This is a genomic window from Colwellia sp. KU-HH00111, from assembly GCF_040362745.1.
Classification (GTDB): domain Bacteria; phylum Pseudomonadota; class Gammaproteobacteria; order Enterobacterales; family Alteromonadaceae; genus Colwellia.
The window spans coordinates 19,342-39,161 of sequence record NZ_BAABWO010000013.1 but is presented as its reverse complement, the minus strand read 5'-3'; the positions used below and the strand labels follow the sequence as shown (position 1 = coordinate 39,161).

The window sequence follows — 19,820 nt, the reverse complement described above, 5'->3', positions numbered from 1 at the left end:
ACTTTAGGTGAAAGCAATATTAAGACTTCTATCGGACATAATGTCCTATAGATAGTAATTAAACGGATAAGTTATCCAGAAGTTTCTTTAGTTTTATAGAATAATCACTTTAGATGTGAGAACACCCAATCTAAGTTTCTTTAACTTCTCCAAAAAAACGATATAGACTTTATGTAGCATATCTCTCCATATATCAGTCTAAACTGTATGTTTAGGCTCTAGAACTTCCCACTTAAGTGTCTATTTGGATAGCCTTGGAGCATAAAATAGACATAATTAGTAAGTAAAAATACGGCTACTTTGAATGTACTTAAAATGTACGAGAGTAAGATCAAGTATAATCTTGATCTCTAATAATTAATGTGCCTATTGATTGAAATTTCTCTTGTGTTTCTTATTATTTGGCGATATGTTGCACAAATAGTAGGGATATTTCAGTACATTCAAAGCCAATCCCTACTCGTTAGCAAAGAATAATAAAAAATTACAGGGATTGTTATGTTGAAAACATTTTTTCGTGCGCTCGTTTTATTTTCCGTTTTTAACCTACTTTCTTTTGAAACACTCGCTTCCAGAATTACATTACTTGAAAACACTTCTTTTGTGCGTGCGAAAGGAAAACCCAAAGTTGAAACGGTTCAGTTTAGCTACCAAGAGGGAGATAATTTTCAGTTAACGTTATTTAATGGCGGTGAAAACCATCAATATTGCCGAATTTCGAGTGCAGTCATTGAACTAAATGGGCAAACCGTTTTTTCCCAAAGTGACTTTAACCAACAAGTCTTCAAATTAACTTTTGACGTAGAGCTTCAAGAAAATAATACATTAAGTGTTAAGTTAACGAGTAAACCCGATTGCGGCATTGAGCTAAATGTCAATGGTGAAGAGCCTTCTCCTGCATTAGTTATTACCTCTTCCCCTATCACTCAAACCATCCGTGGTGAGCTTTATCAATATACGTTAGCAACGAACCTTCAACTGGATTGGGATAACGCATCGGTTGAATTGATTACAGCACCAACAGGAATGACAGTCATCAACGAAACCATCACTTGGACACCAAACGAATCACAAGTATCACTACATGAGATAACTCTTCAGATAATCGATGCAGAGCATGGCATTGCTGAGCAAAGTTTTGAGTTGAATGTCATCAGTGCTAATCAAGCTCCCATTGCTAAAGACGTTGCCGTTAACTCAGCTGAAGATCAACCTATTGATATTCAATTAACGGCAATAGATCCAAATAACGACTCGATGACGTTTGAGTTGTTGTCAGCCCCTGAGCATGGAACTGTTCAACAAAATGGTGCTCAGATTACCTTTACGCCCGTGGATAATTTTTTCGGCAATGACTCCTTTGAATTTATAGCTAAAGATGATGAGTTTACTTCAAATACAGCTACCGTCACTATAGAGATCACGGGAGAAAACGATACTCCCGTCATTGTCAGCGCCCCTTTGCTATCGGTATTAGAAAACAATCAATATCGTTATCTCGTTGAAGCGATTGATGTTGATGATGAGCCCTCTATCTTTGCATTATTACAAAACCCTGAGGGTATGAGTATTGATTCAGCAACAGGTGAATTAACTTGGTTACCTTCGGCTGAACACCTCGGTGAACATACCATAACAATCGAAGTGGCAGACCCTTTTGGTGCAACCAGTGAGCAAAGTTACTTATTGCAAGTTGTTAATGTGAATGACGCTCCATCAATAACCAGCACACCAATGGCCATTAGCAATGAAGATGAAGTGTATTTGTATCAGGTTGTTGCTAATGACCCTGATATTGCTGACACCTTAATCTTTAGTTTAGATATAGCGCCAGTGGGGATGGTGCTCGACGCGTTCAGTGGTCAAATCAGCTGGACGCCAAACAATAGTCAAGTTGGTAGTCATAACGTCACGCTTTTGGTTAGTGATGCTGGCGGATTAACGGCAAGTCAAAGTTTTGTTTTAGTAGTCAATAATGTTAATGATGCACCGACCATTACCTCTAGACCTATTCTTGAGGCTTTAGAAGATGCGCAATACCAATATCAAATAGTGGTTAGTGATGAAGATATTGCTGATACAATAAGTTACGCATTAAATAGTGCGCCAGAAGGGGTGATCATATCATCCGGTGGGTTGGTCGAGTGGTTACCAGAGCAAGAGGATGTTGGCACTGTCGAAGTCAGTATTAAGGTGCTAGATAAGGCTGGCCTGTTTGAGATCCAAACCTATAATGTAACAGTAGTTAATGTCAATGATGCGCCTGTCTTTACCCCGGTTGATACACAAACCGTTGAAGCTACACAAAATCTAACCATAGAATTATCAGCCACGGATGAAGATGGCGACATACTTAGCTATTCCGTAATTAATGCACCTGAAGGCGTTACTATTGACGGCATATCCGGTGTTCTCAACTGGACAGCATTGGTCGAACAAGTCGGTCAATATGCTATTGAAGTAGGTGTTTCAGATGGCGCTGAATTAGTGACGAGTGAATTTATCGTAACCGTTGAACCGCCGCTGTATGCAAACCCTGAATTTATTGATGAAGTCCAGCTGGTTGGTTTTGTTGGTCAAAATTTCACTCATGCTATTGAGGTCACCACAGAAGCTACTGTTGAACTGAGTTTACTTTCTGCACCAGAGGGACTTTCCCTTAATACTTCAAGTGAAGAACTCCGTTGGCTACCTGTAGTCGCGGGTAAATATACTGTTGAAGTAGCTGCTCATATTACAGAAGAGATTGCGACCAGCAAAGTTTACCAAATAACAATACTGGAAAAAGCGAGTAATCACGAAGGTGATGATTTTTGGCTAACCTTTAGCAGTAATATACAACCTAATGGCGCTAAGCTTTTATTGTATATATCTTCACCTGTTAACACCTCAGGTGTTGTAGAGGCTCCACTTCAAAATCTTAGTTTTCCGTATGATGTTACGGCCAATCAGGTAACCGTTGTTGAATTACCTAGCAGTTTACTAAGCCCTTACGCATACAACAATACGATTGTCGATAATGGAATTCACGTCACTAGTGAAGATGATGTCACGGTTTATGCTTTGAATTTTTATCCTTCCACAACAGACGGATTTTTAGTATTACCTACAGAATCCTTAGGAACGAAACATTATGCCATGACTTACGGTGCAGACCAAATAAGCGTCGTTGCGACACAGGATAATACCCAAGTTGACATAACTTTTGCTGAAGATACTGAGATAGAAACAGGGACTAAATACAGCAAAGGCGAAGTGATGACCGTCAGCCTAAATAAAGGACAAACTTTTAACGCGCTCAAGTGGGGCTCAGCCAAAGGGCTGGCAGGTAGTAATATTGATTCAAATTTACCAGTGGCAGTCTTTTCTGGTGCTCGCTGTACTTTCGTTCCTGTTAACGTTCAAGCTTGTGATCACTTGGTTGAGCAATTACAGGATGTAAAATACTGGGGGCAAACTTATTATAGTGTTCCTTTTGCCAATCGCTTTTATGGTGAATTATTTCAGGTTGTCGCCGCTTTTGATGATACACGGGTATCGATTAATGGCGAGTACCTGATGACGCTAGATAAAGGAGAATGGCTTACTGATATCCTTGAAAGTGCTTCGGTGATTACGGCAAGTCATCCAATTCAGGTGGCACAGTTTTCACAAGGAGCGAGTATTGATGGGGGGTTAAAATCTGCCAATGGCTATAGTCCTAAATATGGTGATCCGTTTATGCTGTTGTTGACCCCAACCAGTCAAAATGTCAGTTCATATATTTTCAGTACTACGGACTTAGAAATTGAAAATAATTACGTTAATGTAGTGATAGAAAAAGGAGCCTTGTCAACTTTACGTCTTGACGATCAACCTATAGATATTAGTGATTTTACGTCTATTGATAATACTTCACTTTTTGGTGGTCAATTAGAAGTCCTTGAAGGGACTCATACGCTGGCAGCTGATACCAATTTTTCGGCCAGTATTTATGGCTTTGGTGACTATTATAATTCTTATGGTTATCAAGGCGGTATCAGTCTTGGTCGTTATGTTGCTGATACCCAAATTACACTTAACGGTAATCCCACCTCTATTTCCGTTGGTCAGCAATTATGTTTTACCATGCAAGTGGGTAACGTAAATAACCCATTACAAAAAGCGAGGCTTGATATTTATAGCCAAAATTCAGCGAAGAACCTGTATCACCATTACTCCAATGTACTTGGCCAAGCAGAGCATTGTCATTATGGTTTAAATGAAGGTCTTGAAACCATTACTATTCGCTCTGGTGAGGTTACAACAAGCATTGACGTTAATTGGCTTGCCCCACAAGGAGATGGCAACCAACCACCAGTGATTGTTAGTACTCCTTATGTTAGTGCTCAAGTAAATAAACCTTATCATTATGAGCTAATTGCGATAGACCGTGACCCAATGGAACAGATAAAATTTAGTTTGTTAGATAGTCCAACGGCAATGGCATTAGATGACTCAACGATTACGTGGACTCCAACATTAGCTGATATAGGGGTACACTCTGTAACGGTTCAGGCAATGGATAGTTCGGGTATTACATCAGAGCTAACCTTTGCACTGAAGGTTTATTTGGGTAATCAACCACCTGCATTAGTGAAGGTACCTGATAATAAGGTGCTTTATATTGGTAGATGGTATAACGAAACCTTTCAATTTACAGATCCCGATGATAGGTTAACTTATTGTCAGCTTATTAGTTCATTACTTGGTGAAAGTAGTGGGAGAATTGGTGCTAGTCAAACAGCGTGTAACAACCTATTAAAGGTTAATTTGACTGAAGAGCATATCGGTAGTCATCCAGTAACCATTAGGTTATGGGATCAAGCAGGAGGAGAAAGCTCGTATAGTTATACCGTTGAAGTAAGAGAAAACCATTTGCCTGAAGTCGTTTCAGAGCCAACACAATTTGCCAAGGTAGGCGAAACTTATCTATCGTCATTAGTGATGAGTGACCTTGACGGTGACACATTGAAATTTGGCATTTCTTATATAAGAAATGAAGCTGGTTCTAATGTTCGTCCACCATTAACCATCAATGAACTGACTGGCGAACTTAGCTGGGAGCCAACCTCAAATGATGTAGGTAAATATACTGTGGGGCTGCGTGTTCAAGATATTATTGATACACTTTATTACGAATACCCACTAACTGTTTCTTTACCTATAGAGCCCTTAAATGCTCAATTGCAAATAGCTCCTCTACAAGTTATTACTGGTGAAATTGTTACCTTATCTGTTTTTACGCAAGGTGGAGTAGGGGAAGTCACTTACCAATTAAGTGTTAACGGGCAATTGTTAACCACAGATTTAAATGATCAGTTTGTTTACGCGGATACAGAGCAGGCTGGTATATACACGGTTATGTTAATTGCTAAAGATGAAGTAGGTAATGAGCATAGAATCACCAATTATTTTACGGTGATAGTTGATGATAATTCAGATGAAGATGTGGTTTTATCAGCTGATATTTTAGTCTCAGACCAATTCGCTGTTGAAGGTGAGTTAGTCACACTTCAGGTGGTGCCCACTAATGCTATAGCGCCATTATCGGTTAGCTTAACTCTTGATGATCATCCTTTAGTTTTAGATGAAAACTATTTAGTTCAAATTACTGCAACAGAAGTTGGGTTACATGCATTAGAGGCTATCGTTACTGATACATACGGCTCTGTTACCGTTAACAATGAATTTTTTGTTCGCGACCCGGCTATTAATATGTCGCCAATTATTGAAAGCTCAGCGTTAACTAAAGCGCTAACGGAGTCTCTTTATCAATATAAAATGGTTGCGGTTGATCCAGAAGGTGGGGCTCTTAACTATATGTTAGCTGCAGCGCCTAGCAATATGACTATTGACCAAGTTGGATTAATCACATGGCAAGCCTCTGAAGAAGATATAGGTTTACATAATGTGATCGTAGATGTTTCGGATAGTGATGGCGCTGTATCACAGCATATTTTTAATATCGCCGTTACAGCACCGGGTAAACATAATCGTCGTGTTTGTCGTACCGCTGAATAATAAAGGACTATTTAATGAATATTAAAATGAATCAATCATCAGTTGAACTTGAAGTATGGCGCTCATCTCCCCGTTTTATACGAAACATTGCCATTGTTATTATGAGTTGCTATTTGTTTGTGTTTTATTCTCCGTCAGTACAAGCCATAACCCATGCTAAAGCACCTAGTCATATTGTATTAGATGCTATTGCGCAACTAATGGAAGAGTTACAGCAATTAGCTACCGAGACCGCACACTATTTAAAATATAAGTTTGATAAAAGGCAACGACAGCAAGCAACAGTTATATATCAGAATAAAATTAAAGCATTAGCCTTGCTACTGGATAAACACCGTGATGCTTCTGAAAAACAAATTCGTGATGATTTACTACAAGCGACTAACAGCAAAAGCATAAAACAAGCCGCTTTATATCAGAAGCAGCTCTCAGCTCTATTAAATGAATATGATAGGCTAAACATTAAAATAGAGGCTATTTTGCAAGCCGAGCGCGGTCAGTATAAAGCGGTATTGTTAACGGCAACTAGCCTTGAGAAGCAACTTTCAACTATTAAGTTTGGTAAAGCACATCATGAATATGATAGTGAAAACATGCCGTTTGGTCCGTTATCATCTGCAGTTTATAAACCTGCGCAAAATAATGAACAATTAAAGCAACGGTTACTTCTTGAGCAAGAAACAAGCGCTATTCAAAAGTCCTCTAAAAGTTTAGTTACGGCAGAAAGTGTAACAACCTCATCAGAGCCTTTAGCTGCTGAAGCAGAAAATCTCAGTGATTATTTAACTTTTAATGTAGATAATCAAAGCACAAGTAACTTAATTGATTTAGCAGAAAGCTTGAACCATGATGCGGTGAACATATATCAATATGTTTATAACAATGTTGAATATGTTCCTGCCCATGGCTCTATTCAAGGGGCAGATTACACGGCACAAAGTTTACGTGGTGGCGCAATGGATCAAGCCAGTTTATTAATAGCCTTATTGCGTTTGTCGAATATCCCCGCTCGTTATGTTTATGGCTCTGTTACGTTAGATATTAACCAAGCAATGAACTGGGTCGGCGGCGTTGAAACCCCTGAGGCGACACAAAACATTTTAAGCCAAGGCGGTGTACCTAATGTACTAATTGCTGATGCACAAGGTACAGTTAAACAAATTGACATTGAACATGTTTGGGTTGAAGTTAATCAAAATGATCAATGGACAGCGCTTGACCCTAGCTTTAAACAATATCAATACACAGAAGCGATAGACATAAAAAGTGCTATTGACCTTAACGGCCAAACCATTATTGACAATATTACCGCTGGCGCCACCATTAACGAAAGTGAAGGCTGGGCACAAAATATTAATCAAACGGCCATTGATACTGAACTAGCTGGTATTCAAACACAAATTAAAGATTACATTAATAGAAACTACCCTAATGCCACGGTAGAAGACATTATTGGTAGTAAAGAGATCATAGCGACCAATGCCATTCAATTACCCAATCAGTTGCCTTATGAAAAAGTGATCACTAGCGAAAGCTTAATTGATTTGCCTGATAATTTAAGACATAAGTTTGGCTTTGAGCTTAAAAATGAATCAGGTACAAGTTATTTAACCTTTGAGCGTAGCTTACCAGAGTTAGCTGGTAAGCGTTTAGCGGTAAGTTTTCCTCCTGCAACACCATCAGATGAACAAGCTTTACTTGACCTATTACCTGAAAATATTGAAACAGAGGAGCAATTACCAAGCGAACTGCCTTACGGTGCTTTTAACGTGACGGCTAACATTTCTCTTAATGAAGAAGTAGTTCAAACCTCTACGGCTAACTTTGCTTTTGGTCAAGAATTATCAGGCCATAAAGGCTTTTGGTCTCCACGCTTTAACTGGGAGAAAAAAAGTAGTGTGCTTATTGCGGGTGAATACCAAGCGATAGGTATTGATACTCATGGAGTCAGTGATGATGCTTTACTGAATGTTAAGGTATTACTGGAAAACACTAAAAACAACATAGAAAATAATGAATTAAATAGTGTTACTGAACTTAATAGTATTGGCGTTATTATGCAAGCTGGTATATACAGCTACTTAGTGGCGACTAAAGCTCGAAGTGATATCACTGCTGTGGCGTCAAAAGTTGTGAGCTATCGCCAACCAAGCTATGGTACCTTTGGCTCTAGTTTATCGGTGAGTTACTATTTTGGAGTGCCCAGTAAAGTGGGATTTGGTGGTGTTGCTATGGATATTGATAAACTAGCCGATAATGCTGAATCAACCAGTAATTGCTGGAATGACTGGTCAGAGTTTAATAAACAAACGGGGGCTATGCTTTCCTATTTGGAGAATGTTATACCGGAGCAGTTATTCTCAACTGAAACAGAGCAAGTTGACGGCATTAGCGCGGTGAAAGCGTTAGCGATTGCTAGCCAACAAGGGCAAAAAATTTATACCTTAACTTCTGTAAATGCTAATTTACTCACTGAAGTCACCATTGATTCTGCTTCTCGTCAAGAGATTCAAAGCGCCTTAGCAACCGGAAAAGAAGTAACGGTACACCAAGAACCTATTGATGAATTTGGCTGGACGGGATCTGGGTATGTGGTTATTGATCCCGATACGGGCGCTGGGGGATATATCATTACTGGTGGAGAAAATGGTGCAAAAGCAAAGGTTAATTATCTTAAGTTTTGGGGAGGGGCTATTCGAAAGCTCCTTGAGAGTAATTATGTTGCTAAGGCTTTGGTGGGATCGGCAGCGCAAGCATTAACGGCTCTTACTAATGCCTATAAATTTTTTACTGAGTGTGCATCCCTAGTTAATGCTATCATATTAACTATGGTTTTTACCTTAATATCTGTTGCTATCGCGACTGCTATATTCTTTGTTCCTGTTGGCGGGCTTGTTATTTCATTAGTATTCGGATATATAGAAAGTCTCCTCGCTGATTATGTTATAAGTAAAGGGTGTTAATATGTTATGTAGAGTGTGCAATCACAATAATTCTTTATGGAAGAGGTTCTCCTTAAATTTTGATCGAGACGTATATCTTGCATGTGATAAATGTGGGGGAGAACTAATTAATAAAGATGCTATGTCAATCCATATTATTATAACCACAGGTATATTTGGTTTTTTTATGGTAGCTAAGACTTTTTATGATATATCTGAAATATATAATTTTATTCTCATTGTCATTGTTCCCAGCCTATACTTTTATCTTTTTTTACCACAACAAAAAAAACACTAAATAAGTAACAAAGAAAACAAAGTGGGACACCCACAAATTTTCTAGGGAAATTAACGGGGACATATATGGACGCTCTCCAGAAATCAAGCCGAACTTAAGTAAAAACATAAATATATCTCTTATGTTTTCATCGGTTGATCTTAAGTACTTTTACTTTATTGTTTTCGATGACAGGCCCTATTGCTGCTTAAAGCAAACTGTACTGACATATATTCGAGCTATAGATTATCCCTATGCTCCGGATGAGTTGCGAACTAGAAGTACCTTAAAATATTTACAGTCAAACGTGTTTTAGATACATGTCCTATCCAGGCTTTGTTCTAGTTGGCGTGTGCCTTTTAATTTCATCTTATAAACAACAGTCGTGAAAAGGTGTACCTTGGAAATTAAGTACTATCTAGCTGCCTAAACAGTCGCACAGGCTCATGGCCTTTGTCCTAGACAGGCTTAGCTAGATAGTAAAACGGGTGATAAATCATGCCATATCCTTAACCAGTTGAGGTGTGTAATGGCATTGTTTTTGTAATAATGTCCACATGATGCGTGCTAATTTATGTGCGGTAGCTACAGCGGTGCAGTTAAATGTTTTTCTGGCGCGTAATTGAGTTATCCAAAGACTCAAGGCATCATTTTTCTTACCTGCATGGCTAATAATGGCACGAGCACCATGAATTAATTGCTTACGTAGGTATTGGTCACCACGTTTACTAATACCAGCCATCACGCTTTTATTGCCTGAAGCGAATTGCTTAGGTGTAATACCAAGCCAAACAGCAAATTCTTAAGCACTGGAAAACGCTTGTCCGCTGCCAATTGAAGCAACAAAAGCTGATGCATTGAGATAACCAATACCTGGAATACTTAATAATATTTGTCCTAATGGATTTGCTTCAATCTCAGTGTTTAATTGTTTCTCAATGGCTTTAATACGTAGCGTTAAGCTTTTGTATTCTGTGTAAACATCAGTAACTAGCCACGCTATTGTTGCTGATAATGTTGTATCTATAGATAATTCTTGCATTTTCTCATTAAAAGCTGCCTTTCCTAGAGGGAAAACAATACCGAAATCAGCTAACAAGCCACGTAGTTGATTACTGGCTGCGGTACGTGCGCTCAGTAACCTTTCACGCAATCGGTGTAAAATTAATATCTCTTGTTGAGCTTCAGTTTTTATGGGGACAAAACGGATATGTGGGCGATGGCTTGCTTCAAAAATTGCTAGCGTATCATTACTGTCATTTTTATTACCACGAACAAAAGGTGTAACGTGTTGAGCTGGAATTAAATGAACAGCATGCCCGAATGATTCAAAAGCTCTGCCCCAATAATGAGAAGAATAACAAGCCTCCATGACAACACTACACGGAGGTTGCATTTGCATTAAAAGGCTAAGTTGAAGTCGGTTTAAACGTTTGTTGAAGACAGTTTCTCCTGTTGATGTAAATCCCATAACCTGAAAAACGTTTTTTGCTAAATCGATTGATATTGTGCTAACTTTCATGATGGACGTTCCTTAAATTAACTGAGTTTGCATAACCAGTTTGGCGCATTGACGCCGTAATTGGGAGCGTCCATCTCATCAGTCGCCTAAATTTCTATTATGCAAGCGGGTATTTATAGCTATTTAGTAGCGACAAAAGTACAAAGTGACCTTGCCGCTGCAGCAGCTAAAGTAGTTAATTATCGTCAGCCAAGTTACGGTACTTTTGGCTCTAGCTTAGCGGTAAGTTATTATTTTGGTTTACCCAGCAAGGTAGGATTTTCTGGTGTTGCCATGGATGTTGATAAGTTAGCCGACAATGCCGAATCAACCACTAATTGCTGGAATGATTGGTCTGATTTTAATAGACAAACAGGGTCTATGCTCTCATATCTTGAGAATTTAATACCTGAGCAGCTATTTTCAACTGAAGATAATCAACTGGATGGCATCAGCGCCGTTAAAGCACTAGCAATTGCTGGTCAACAAGGACAAAAAATTTATACCTTAACTTCTTCTAATGCTAACTTATTATCTGAAGTTACAATCGATTCAGACGCTCGTCAAGAAGTTCAAAGTGCTCTATCATCAGGTAAAGAAGTGACTGTGCATCAAGAGCCGATAAATGAATTTGGCTGGACAGGTTCAGGTTATGTGGTTATTGATCCTGATACGGGGGCTGGGGGCTATAAATTGAATGGCGGGGGGAATGGGGGGTTTTTAGGTTTAGATAATGACACATGGGGAGTCTTAGGCTTCGCAACAGGGACTTTGCTAAAAGCAAACCCAATTGCATTGTTATTATCTATTATAATATCTTTGAGACTACTTTATATAGATTTGTTAACCTATAGCTCTATTAATCATAATTGTTCGGCTTTATCCTCTTTACTTGTTATTCCCATTTTATTTTCTTTTGCTGCTATTGCTTTTAGCCCCTTGATGGCTGTTATATCACTTTATGCGTCTTTAATTGCAACAAAAGCTGCTATTGTAGTGGCAAACTCATCTGCATGTCGGAGGTAAGATGTTTAATCTTTTGGCAATTTATGAAATAGGTATTTATATCCTTTTGATGTTTTCAGTCTTTATGCTGGACTATGGTTATAAAAAGGGGGAAATTTTTATTTTTGGTATGTGGTATTGTAAAGGACATGGGAGTAAATATTATCAAGTATTTTTCAGTTACTTTGGTCTGATAATATTTTGTTTATATATGATTTATTTTGAGTTTTAGTTGCCGATATGACCGTGTTGAATGAAAATTTATATTTTTCGTCGTAATTAAGAATCTATCAAATAATATGTACTTATTATTCATGGGGGTCTCAGGGGAGCAATATACAAGAGGGGCGTTGGTATAACAGAAAAAGCGAACCAATAGCCTATTATTTATTATACTTTATCTATTTATCTATTTATCTATTTATCTATTTATCTATTTTTATGGTGAGCATTATGAGGAATATTCCTCTTAGTTAACATTGATATTAGGTAAATAGAAATAAAGTTTGATATTCTGAATCGCTAAGAAAAGTATCGATGCACTAGGTTACCCTGATGTTTTATATAAGCTTTAAGACGTTTCTTTTCGGCTAGAGAGTATTTTAATATTATGAGGTTATGAAAATGTTAAAATCATCAAAACAGGAATTTAAGGAAATGGCTGAATTAATTAAAGCTCAGACTATCCAGAACCAAATAACGCTGAACATACTAATCTCACCTGTCATCGCGTTTATTTATGGTTACAAACAGTTAAATAAACGTTTCTTTGCAATTGCGTTTATATTAGCGATTGTAGTTTATTTCATGTCATTAGTATTTTACCCGTGGGCGGCAATATTAAAGTTAAATACAGTTTTTTGTATAGCTTATTTAATGGGGTCATATCCATTTGTAATAAAAATACTGTGGTTTTATATCATTAAAGGATATATAGGCCTTATTATGGTAGTATCCCCTCTTTATATCTTGTCTGATATTCCTGAAAGCAATTTAGAATATTTATTTAGCTTCATTATTATTGTATTAAGCCAGTACCTTCTATGGTATGGAAAACGACCTGTAAAATAAATGAATGCTCCGTTCAGATAACAAAAATCAACAATTAATTAGTCGAATGTCCCTTTCGCATCGTTCGGACTAGTAATTTGTGATATATAGCCTATTTTCTACAGAATAGGCTAATAACTTCCTCCTTAACCTGAAAATATTATTAAATTTGGGTAATAACTTACAGATAAATAGGCAATCTTTCGTTTATTTTTACTTTCAACCTAAAAGAATTAGGTTTCTGTATGAACGTTAAATTGTTACTTTCGTTACTTAGTTATCTTATTTTTAGTCAGGAAAATAATAACCAGATAAAACATAGTCCCAAGCGGTTACAAGTTTAGCTTTGCCAAGAGGCGTTTTGCCATTAAATATTTCAGCAGGCGCTCTACTGAAATTACAAATTTTTGTCCTAAAGTGAACATACCATCAATATGGTCTCAGAGAATCACTAAATAGATTCAGATACATTGAATAATAAACAGGGTAATAGCAGCGATGTTATTACCCTTTATTTTTTGTTGTTCCATCTAATAATCGTAACATTTCCTCTCGGTTATGCTTTTGCACATACTCTAGAGCTGTTTTTCCTTCGCTGTCTCTTAAACTAATATCAGCACCATGTGTTAAAAAGAGTGCAGCAAGTTCAACATTGCCAACACTCGCTATGTACATCAAAGGGGTAAAGTTAGCGAAATCACCGAGGTTAGGATCTGCCTTGTTTGCAAGTAACAACTGCACATGTTGCAAATTATTATCTCGATTAGCTAAATAAGTCGCTAATGCCAAAGCGGTATTGCCTCGCTCATCTCTAGCGTTAATATCTAAGCCATTTTTTATTAACTGGTTGACAAGCTGAGTGAATATTGCGTCTTCAGGGGGGAACATCAATAACTGTGCTAAGTAAGATTCGCCATAACTGTTTTTCTCATTAATATTGATATCTAGACCAATCAAATATTCAAATAACCCCCAATTACCCTGCTCAATAACATACCAAGGAAGGCTTAGGTTACTGATTGTCAATTTTGCCAATTCAGGAATAGCGGCTATAACTATTTGAGATCTATTGGCTGGTAATTGATAAATAAGCTCTAGCAATAGTGCCGTTGTTAAGGCGGTGTTATTTGTCCAGTTAGGATATAAAGAGAATTGCTTTTTGAGCGAGTCTGCTGACGCTGTTTGAACAGCTGTTAATAATAAATGCGGCTTAGTAGGTTGAGGCTTATGCTTTATTAATGTATCGGTAATCCACTGTTGCTGGGTTGATACCCTGGCATAATACTCAGTGACGCCGTAAACACCTTCAATACCTTGATTTTTTTGCCAAGAACTAACACCAGCAATATAAATATTACCATCTTGTTCGATGAACGCAGGGCCACCGCTATCATGAGGCCCACTAATACCCTCTAGCTTCAGTGCATTTTTTGGATGGTCAAAAATGAAAGATAATTGACTCTGGCTAGTGTCAGTTATGATATTGGTGGCAGCTCTAAGTGTTGCTTTTGTATTGGTGATGCCATTAATCCCGTCACCAAAGTTGCCATTACCAACGAAAGTGACCTGTTTACCAAGCTCGTCTGAATATGGGTAGAGTATCGCTGGTTGAGCTTGCTGCATTGGCCATTTTAAACGTAGCAATGCCATATCATAGTTATTTGTATTCGGATCATTTTTTGGGTGGATACTGATAAATTCAACAGGATATTTTTTCTCTAGGTGCTCAATAAAAAAAGGGCGCTTTTGTTCAGGTGCGACACAATGAGCAGCAGTTAGCACCCATTTGGACGCAATTACAGTACCTACGCAGCCATCATTATATGTTATTGCCTTTTTATATTGTTTTGCTAGTGTTTGGTAATGTTTATCATCCACGTCGTGGCGTATCACAATAGCTTGAATCTTTGTTACTGTGAATAAGGTAATAATAATGAGAGTCATATAAATAGGACAAGTAAACTTCATTGATTGAGTTGAATCTTGCTTATTATCCATATTCATTGGTAACTTTCTATTGAATATCATAGTGCGTGGCTGTTTTGGGTTAAACCAAGGGAGACTGGCTTAGTGTAATGATGTTGTGGTTTGATAAAGTTAGCAAAGCAGACAAAACAACCATTTGTTAGTGTATCACTCACCAGAGACTTACTAATATACTCTTTATTAATGGTTGTTTGAATTTGGTCAGCAAAATTAAATTCATTGAAACTGAGCAAATCAAAAGAAGCAGGTTGCAATGCGGCTAGAATTTGGGGGACTAGCATGATTAAGTTAATATTTGATTTAAAGCTAACATAACTACTTTGTGCTTGTGGCGTAACATGAATAGTTAAATACTCAGTTTTACTAATTGCATTTAAAGAATACCCATAAGGGTTAAATACAAAATCATCAATGAGAAAGCCGGGTAATAAGTTGTCTATACCCAAAAAATCCCTAATACATTGTGGTGAGAGCCCAGGCGTAGTTAATAGCTGTGTTGCTTGGCTACTGATCTGGTAAGCCAATAACTCATAGCTTTTATCCTCAGCAGGAATTAGATATTGATTGTCTTGATGGAAGATATAATTGTGATGGCTGTCCATTTCACCAAACCGATAAGCTTTACCTTTAATGCGCTGAGCTAATAGCTTAGTGTCTTCATCAAAGCAACTTAATTGAGCGTGAGAAAAATATTCATTTTTTCGTTGATAGGTAACATGGTGAATATGACGTTGATCAATTTTTTCAAGAAAATAATCAATCGCATTAACTAACGTTGTTACTCCGCAAGTTATAATCAAAAATCGATCGTTCCAGACAAACAAACTTGACTCAGAAAGCAAAAAGGCTTTGCAATATTCATTGTCAATGCAAGAAAGTATTTGTGCGTTGCATCGCGCGACTAATGCTTGCCAAAAGCCATCATCTAGGTCGGTTAACAAAGAAAATGTGTTGTTATTAACTATGATTTCAGCTTTTTTTTCAGAGCCTTCAAAAAACAAGAGCTTCTCCTTGAACAGCGCTCAGGCGATATAAATGACAGCGCTATTTTACGAATTATCGCCAACTTTACAAACAATATAATATATTTGTGACTGAAGGGAGGGGGATGTTGACTTGCATATGGTTAAAGCGCTCATTCAAAACGCACAGATACCAAGTTAACAATCAACATCTTAATTTAAATGACCCGTTGGTGCTTTTTCGAAAAACCATAAGTGAAATATGCGCTTAATTATGGCTTTTTAGCAAATCGACGCTTATATATAACTAAAGCAATAATTAAAAAGGCTAGGAGAAATAAGCCAAAAGTGGCACTTGATTGATCGGCCTCAACTTCTTCAGGACTGAGAATTTTACGATCATTTTCTGTGAGTTGATAAACTTGGTAAAAATTGTCATTTACTTGCACATACTTCATGGTGATGTCTTTACCTACCAACGCTTGAGGTTTGTCGTTATCACAATAGTCTGTTCTAAATTTAATCGACAAATTATAAGTAGCATCAGAGCTATTAAGACTCAATGCCGCAGCGCCTTTAGGCGGGCAATGTAATTGTAAAACAGTGCCTTTAGTTGTTTGTATATTAGTTAATTCGGTATAAGCAGTTGAGTGTTGATAGCTTTTAATACCAATAAAGAAGAAGAATGTGGCCAGTATTAATAATAATATTTGTGCTGTTTTATTCATAGGAATTACGTTTCTTTGCTTGAGAGGTTAAGCAAACTAATTAATTTAAGAGATGTGAGTCAGTTGAACATAATCGGCAACAGGATGTCGCGATTTATATCAATAATTTCTGTTTTTTATTTCATTTCATTGGCTGCTATGTGAATGAGAGTAATAGCAGCCAATATGTCAATCTTGAACGCATTGGCAAAGCGATCTTCAGTGGTGTCGTGCTATTTTTTTATCCAGCCGCCTGAAGCCAATTTGATAAAATGCCCTGAACGTGTTTTGCTGATGGCTTTTTCACCAGCTAAAGCAGTTACTTGCTTCATGGTTAATTTATTTTTACGTGCAAGATCAAGGTAAATTTGCTTACGTTTGTTGTTAACATTTTCTACTAAACTGCTTACTTCAGGGCTGGTAACAACCACACCTAAATAACCATTGGCCATTTCACCTACTAATCCTTGCTGTTTTGCTTGGTTGAGCGATATAGCCCATGCAGAGAAGGTTATGCTTAAAGCAATCAGTGCTAAGCTAATTTTTTTTATTAATGTATACATAGTTGCTCCTTAAAATATGTCACTATTTTCACTGAAAATACTATCAAGCTCTTTATCAACTTTTACGCGTATTTCATGATCAATTTTTAAATTTAAGTTAATGGTAATGGGCTCTTTAGCACTGACTTCTACTTTGTGGGTACAACCGTTAAGTAGAATAGCAACACATGCTATTGCGAGTACTTTATTCATAAATGCTCCTTAGTTTTTTGTAACCGGTCGATAAGTTGTTGTTCTAATTCCTTGGTTATATTTAATGACTCTAATAAGCCTAATAAATCATAACTAAGATTTAGGTTTAAGTTAACATCATTATCAAGATCGGGATTTCTTCCTCGGATGATAGTATCAAATATCATATAGCCATCATTAGCCATGGATACCTTAGAAGATAATTGGTGATAATGTATGTTTTGCATCGCATCAAATGCCAGTTTTAATTGCGGGTCGTTCTTTTTTAGTTGTTCTACCGCAGGGTTATTTGCCACTTTAATTATACCGTTAGTAACATTATGCAGCTCGCCATCTGAAATGGTAAACTTTTTGCCGTTGGTTGATACAGGTAAGTTACCTGAAATTTTGCCTGTCACTATAATGCCTTGTTTTGGATCTAATGCGAGTAATTCTTCTAAGTCTACACGAGTTAGCTTAACATCAACTGAACGACTATCTAAAAACGGAACTTGCGCATTGGCAATAAAAACACTACCACCTAAAAGCTCGGCATTAACCTTGTTGAGATTGATATTTAATTGATCATTTTCTAAATCTAGTGTGGTTTGCGCTGAAAGGTTGGTTAATGGTGGCGCTATTTCAATTTTAGCTATGGTTAAGTTATCTTTGACGGTGTTGTCGTCGTGAGTACTTTTAAGATCACCATCTCCTAGCACTAATCTTTGTTGCCAGTTAAGAGACTGAATCCACGTGTCCTCAATTTCCCCCGTTAATGCTTGTATTGATAGAGAAAGGTTAGCCGAATTGTTCAACCAGTTGCTACTATCTGTAAATTGACCAAGTAGCTGATAACTTACCTTGCCATCAATCAGTGATATATCAATAGGTAAGTTAAGTGTTAACGATAACAGATCAGTTAAAGCCAAGTCATGAGCATTAATATCAAATTTTGGCTGTGCGATATCGCCACTGATATTTATATTGGCGAATGGAACTCCATCGGCAATTGCATTTGCTGTTATATCGATATTTTGCAGGTTGCCGGTGAATTTTGATTTGACTTCCAATTGCTTAATTAACGCTAAATTTGTGACATGTAGTGTTGATGCGTAGCTATCAAGTTGTAATGAGACATCAGCTAAACCATGCGGATCAATGCTAACTTTTCCCTGTGCGTTTGTAATGAGCTTTTCTATACTGACTATATTATTTATCGCAGTACTTTTTTGGCTCTTGGTGTTTGCTGAATTGGTGTTAGGGGATGGCAAAGCTAACTTTGATAGTTCTAATTTTGTGTTGGGGGATACGCTAATTTTCCAGCCTAAATCACTCTCTTTAATAGTGCCGAGTGCTGTTATTTTTACCGGCATATTTGTTAGCGGTTGTAAGGCCTTTATCCTTAAATTTGCGTCAATCGAGTAATTTGAATGATTAAGTTTGGGGCGAATACTGTGCTTAGTTTGATAAGTTAATAAGGTATCAGTAACGCTTATTTTTAATGGGCTAGCTGCATTATTTAATGTGAACTCAAGCTTTGAAATCAATGCTTGCTGCTTGTTAAACTCTGCCTTTATTATCCCTTGTGGATTAATCACTAGGCCATTGATAGGGTTAGCCTTAATGAAAGAAATAATACTATCGGAAATGTTTTTAGTTGATAAATAGTCAAGCAGTTGTTGGTTATTAACGTTGCTTTTTATGACGCTTTGCTCATCAATAGTAAACACCGCGGTATTGGCCGTTATTGTTGTTAACCACGAAAGCATGCCGTTAATATTAATTAGCCCCGTTTGTGCTAAAACCTCGGGGCTATCGAGTGAAAAGTCATTTAGTATGCTGCTGGCGGTTAATGTTTCATTTTGCCATTGCAGTTGGGTAGATAACACACCTGAAACAGCCATACGTTTCGCAATATTTGCAGGCAGTGAGAGTTGATGGCTACTCAGAAATTGAGTTAACTGTGATAAATCTGTATTTAATTTTGCTGTGAAATTATCGCCATTTGCGATCAGCTCTACGCAGACAATATGTGCTTTTTTACTGTTTCTTAAGGCGAACTCAATGGTTTTATTCACGGCGTTTAATTGTCCGTAATATAGCGTTGTGGCGGTGTGTTTTTGTTGGTAAAAAGGTTGATAGGTGAGTTCTTCAATTGTGATGGGTAAAGGTAAAGATACTTGTGCTACTTTTGCTAAATAGTGTTGAAAAACATCAGCTGTAATCAAGGTTGAGGTAGTGTTGTTTGTGCCTAACAATTTGGCCTTGGCATTAATTGTCAACCCTTCAATATTTATAGCGGTTACTTGAAAACTTGAAGATAATTGCACACCCGTATTTATAATGGCTATATCTGCCTGTGGTGTGCTGATACATGCTTTACTGATAACAATATTTAGGGAAGAGGTTAAGTGAAAATCAATACAACTTAGCTGAGCTTCATCTGTTAGTAAATAGTGGTTTAGGGTATAGGAAACCAGCGGCTTTCGGGCGAAAAAAACTAAGCTTATTAATAATATAGTTATTAATAAAGTCGCTATTGTGACTTTTAACCACCTCACTTAAAGTCCTTTGACAGAAAGTTTGACGGAAAGTAATAGTCTATAGTGTTTTT

General features: G+C 37.3%; 10 protein-coding genes and 1 pseudogene. 4 read left to right on the top strand and 7 right to left on the bottom strand.

What is annotated here, in order from left to right; genetic code table 11:
* Positions 1–498: 498 nt before the first annotated feature.
* On the top strand, positions 499–6,042 hold the full coding sequence (locus tag ABXG98_RS18200) for a putative Ig domain-containing protein (protein WP_353540129.1): 5,544 nt from the start codon (positions 499–501) through the stop codon (positions 6,040–6,042).
* A gap of 14 nt (positions 6,043–6,056) precedes the next feature.
* Positions 6,057–9,005, top strand: coding sequence for a transglutaminase-like domain-containing protein (locus ABXG98_RS18195; RefSeq protein WP_353540128.1), 2,949 nt, complete (start codon positions 6,057–6,059; stop codon positions 9,003–9,005).
* Positions 9,006–9,757: 752 nt separating this feature from the next.
* Here ABXG98_RS18195 and ABXG98_RS18190 read toward each other — a convergent pair.
* Positions 9,758–10,783, bottom strand: a pseudogene (locus ABXG98_RS18190) (IS110 family RNA-guided transposase).
* A gap of 99 nt (positions 10,784–10,882) precedes the next feature.
* Between ABXG98_RS18190 and ABXG98_RS18185 the strand changes: the two are divergent.
* Both ABXG98_RS18185 and ABXG98_RS18180 read left to right on the top strand, forming a co-directional pair.
* A complete protein-coding gene (locus ABXG98_RS18185) occupies positions 10,883–11,788 on the top strand; it encodes a hypothetical protein (RefSeq protein ID WP_353540127.1) in 906 nt (301 codons plus the stop codon).
* A 603-nt stretch (positions 11,789–12,391) separates the two neighbouring features.
* A complete protein-coding gene (locus tag ABXG98_RS18180) occupies positions 12,392–12,838 on the top strand; it encodes a hypothetical protein (RefSeq protein ID WP_353540126.1) in 447 nt (148 codons plus the stop codon).
* A gap of 483 nt (positions 12,839–13,321) precedes the next feature.
* Here the strand turns inward: ABXG98_RS18180 and ABXG98_RS18175 are convergent, their stop codons facing one another.
* The 6 genes from ABXG98_RS18175 to ABXG98_RS18150 all read right to left on the bottom strand — a co-directional run bounded on the left by ABXG98_RS18175 (position 13,322) and on the right by ABXG98_RS18150 (position 19,767).
* Positions 13,322–14,821, bottom strand: a complete 1,500-nt coding sequence (locus ABXG98_RS18175; RefSeq protein WP_353540125.1) for a trypsin-like serine protease — start codon at positions 14,819–14,821, stop codon at positions 13,322–13,324.
* Between the two features lie 20 nt (positions 14,822–14,841).
* The gene (locus tag ABXG98_RS18170; protein WP_353540124.1) at positions 14,842–15,804 is read right to left on the bottom strand and encodes an adenosylmethionine decarboxylase; all 963 of its coding nucleotides are present in this window, start codon (positions 15,802–15,804) and stop codon (positions 14,842–14,844) included.
* A 233-nt stretch (positions 15,805–16,037) separates the two neighbouring features.
* The gene (locus ABXG98_RS18165; RefSeq protein ID WP_353540123.1) at positions 16,038–16,493 is read right to left on the bottom strand and encodes a hypothetical protein; all 456 of its coding nucleotides are present in this window, start codon (positions 16,491–16,493) and stop codon (positions 16,038–16,040) included.
* 212 nt (positions 16,494–16,705) lie between these two features.
* Positions 16,706–17,035 carry a YdbL family probable chaperone protein gene (locus ABXG98_RS18160; protein ID WP_353540122.1) on the bottom strand — a complete coding sequence of 110 codons (330 nt, stop codon included), beginning with the start codon at positions 17,033–17,035 and terminating at the stop codon, positions 16,706–16,708.
* A gap of 9 nt (positions 17,036–17,044) precedes the next feature.
* Positions 17,045–17,227, bottom strand: a complete 183-nt coding sequence (locus ABXG98_RS18155; protein WP_353540121.1) for a YnbE family lipoprotein — start codon at positions 17,225–17,227, stop codon at positions 17,045–17,047.
* Positions 17,224–19,767 carry an intermembrane phospholipid transport YdbH family protein gene (locus ABXG98_RS18150; RefSeq protein WP_353540120.1) on the bottom strand — a complete coding sequence of 848 codons (2,544 nt, stop codon included), beginning with the start codon at positions 19,765–19,767 and terminating at the stop codon, positions 17,224–17,226. Before ABXG98_RS18150 ends, ABXG98_RS18155 begins: the two co-directional genes overlap by 4 nt.
* Positions 19,768–19,820 lie beyond the last annotated feature (53 nt).